This window comes from Rheinheimera soli, assembly GCF_031457405.1.
Lineage (GTDB): Bacteria > Pseudomonadota > Gammaproteobacteria > Enterobacterales > Alteromonadaceae > Pararheinheimera > Pararheinheimera soli_A.
Map to the genome: position 1 here is coordinate 1 of NZ_JAVDWR010000044.1, position 3,587 is coordinate 3,587.

1 protein-coding gene is annotated in these 3,587 nt (G+C 45.1%); it reads right to left on the minus strand.

From position 1 onward, the window contains the following. Positions 1 to 3,587 (minus strand): non-ribosomal peptide synthetase (locus J2W69_RS20480; RefSeq protein WP_310282069.1); only part of this gene is annotated, 3,587 nt, incomplete at both ends.

A 3,587-nucleotide genomic window follows, 5' to 3' on the forward strand; every position in this document is an offset into this window, starting at 1 on the left:
TCATCCGCTGATTTTTCTTGGAAATCATCAATAGTGACATCTGCAAGGATATAACTATTTAACGTTTCTATTAAGTTTTCTGGCGCAGTAAAGGCCTCTTGTACCCCGTGATTGTCAATCAAGACCGCTAAGTCAGCGACAATTGGCGCTGTAAATAGCTGGCGAACATCCATCACAATGCCAATGTCTTGCAAGCGGGCGATAACCTGCATCACTAGCAACGAGTGACCTCCCAATTCGAAGAAATTATCATAAATACCCACTCGCTCAAGGCCTAACAAGTTCTGCCAAACTGCACATATAGCTTCTTCCGTTGAGGTGTTAGGAGCAACATAGATCCGCTGCTGACCTGACAGATCAGGTAAAGGCAAGGCTTTTCTGTCTAGCTTACCGTTAACTGTCAGGGGTAACTCATCTAACAACATAAACGCTGCAGGTATCATGTATTCAGGCAACTGGCTGCTAAGGTGCAGTCTAAGCGCATCACGGAAGTGGCTTTCTTGTTCACCGCCAACCTCTGGTGCCACAATATAGGCCACCAAGCCGTCAGTCCCAGAAGGTAAGGTCGCTAAGATCAACCTACAGTCTTTTACACCATCATAAGCCGTAATGGCATGCTCAATTTCGCCAGTTTCAATACGGAAACCACGAATTTTGACCTGTTCGTCAAGACGACCTAAGTAGACTAATCCACCTTGGTTAAGCCATTTCACCTGATCGCCAGTGCGATAAAGACGCTTAGCCCATTGTGGCTGACCTTGTTGATAAAATGGATTATCAATGAATCGCTCTGCACTAAGATCTGGACGATTGAGGTAACCGCGAGCCACACTCACACCACCAATATAAAGCTCACCCGGAACATTAATACCTACTGGCCTGAGGTTACTGCCAAGCACATACAACTGCATATTGGCTGTTGGCAAACCGATAGGAACCACAAACCGTCCAGTTTCTGTCACACTGTTGCCGACCCGGAAAGTCGAACAGCCTACGACGGTTTCTGTTGGACCATATTCATTGATCATAAGGCAGTTAGGTAGTAGTTTTTGCGTCCAGAGCTCCGCCACAGCACGGCGTAACTGTTCACCACCGACGATCAGTCGATGAGGCTGAGCACTAATCGCCTCACCTTGCTCTGAACTCAATCTTTGTGCCAGTCCCTCTAAGTGAGAAGGTGTCAATTTAAACAGTAAGGTGGTATCTGAACACTTTAACTTATCAGCTAATGCATCCATTTCAGCCGTTTTATCTTCACTTAAAAGGTGCAAGCATTTACCCGCAACAAGCGCAGTCAACAAACTGGTAACCGTGGCATCAAATGCAAGCGAAGAACTGACTACTGCTGCGGTGACCTCACTATAGTACTGCGTCGTGGCATGATGCAGGTAATTGACCACATGAGCGTGTTCTACCATCACACCTTTTGGTTTTCCAGTCGAACCCGATGTATAAATCACATAGGCTAAAGCAGAGGTTGATACCTGAGGTAACTCTGTTGTTTTACTTTCAGACAATTGTGCCTGTAGCTGATCACTATCAACACAAATCGTGGTTAAGTGTGCTACTTTCGCTGCTAACACCTTGCTGGTTAACACTGCCACAGGTGCTGCATCTTGCAGCATATAATTAATGCGCTCTTGCGGATAGTGCGGGTCTAACGGCAGATAGGCTCCGCCAGCCTTCAACACAGCTAAAATCGAAACAACCATATCAATAGATCGTTCCTGACAAATACCCACTAGTACGTCTTGACCTAGCTCACAATGTTCAAGCAAATAGCTGGCTAAAGCATTGGCTTTTTGATTAAGCTCGGCATAAGTAAGGCGGTGAGTTCCAAACTCAACTGCGATAGCATCTGCATTAGTAGATGCCTGCACTTCAAATAAAGCATGAATAGTTTTGTCAGCTGGATATTCACATGCCGTTTGATTATGCGTAACCAGTAATAATTTCAACTCTTTTTCTGAAAGTAAGTTAAGTTCAAAACAATCAACATCAGCAAGCATGGCATCGGCAGCGCGAATAAAGTATTCACCAAAAGAAACCATAGTCTCATCATCGAAACGAGCTCTATCATAGCTTAGATGCAGGTTCAAACTATCGTCGGCACCTGTACGCTGAATATCAACTGTCAGACCATAGTTAGTCTGCTCAAACCCGCTAGAGTCTAGCAATGCCAGCTCTTCGCCCATTGCATCGACTTTGATCTGATCAAATACGTGGAAGTGAGTATAATTAAATATCACTTCATCAAAGCTAAGCCCGGAATCCTGAGAGATCTGTGCCAGCGGGTAGTGACGGAAACTCATTGAGTTATTACTGGCTTGCAATACTTCTTTAATCAGCTCACGCCAACTGCCGTGTACAGGACGAACAACCATAGGAAGTGAATTCAAGAACAAACCAATCCCCTGTTCGCCTCCTTCTATTTCTGGACGACCATTGATCACTACATTGACCATAACCGTCGGCTCACCGCTAAAGCTTTGTAACACTTTAATTAACAGCGCTTGCAGCATAGCCTGTAAAGGTACACCTAAGTCACTTGCCAGCTTTTTCAATTGTTCAGAGCGCACCTTGAAATCTCTAACAGGGTATTCACCAAACCTCTTCCGCTGTTGTAACTCCGAATGTTCCAGTTGTTTTACGGGTAATTGCATTCCTGGTGCATCTTTGAGCATTTCAGCAAAATATTCTTTCGCCGCCTCATTGACTAACGCCTTCTGCTCAAGCGCAATATACTCCCGATAAATATGCTCTTGCACTAATGGCTCAGGCGTTCGCCCCTGCAGCAACTGCTGATAACGGTTATACAACCTCGTACTCAATGACGCCCGGCTCCAGCCATCCAGTAACGAATGATGAAAACTCAGCGCAAATACAAAACTCTCATCTGTACGATTAAAAATATTGACCTGGAACAGCGGACCCCTCGCCCAATCAAATACATGCGCTTTATGGGATTCTATCCACTGACTCAAATACTCATCTTGTTCCGATTGCTCCATATGGCGGATATCTTCGACCACCAGTGGCGTCTCGACATGACGATAAACCAGCTGTAATGAGCGCTTCCCATTTAATCGGAAACAAGTGCGTAATATTGGATGCGCTTCAATACAGTCGCTGAGCGCTTGTCCGAATAACATGTCATCCCAAGGACACACAATGTGCTCATTGACGATATCATGATACACACCACTAAACTCTGCCAACTGAGTATGGAACACCATACCTGCTTGCAAAGTAGACAACGGATACGCATCTTCAATCTCTCTACCTTCAGCTTCAATTAGCGCTTCTATCTCTGCACGCTCTGTCTCATCAAGTAATTCAAAGGCGGCTACTTCTGCCACATCAATCATCTCATCAACATTCTTGCTCTTATAAAATGCAGCCAGTTTTGAAACAGTCTGGTGAGTAAAAATATCACCAATCGTGACAAAAATGCCTTGACGCTTTAACAAGGCCACCACGCGGATAGACAAGATCGAATCACCGCCAAGACTAAAGAAATTATCCTCAAGCCCCACACGCTCTACCGATAACACCTCACCCCACACTTTAGCTATCGCCTGCTCAGT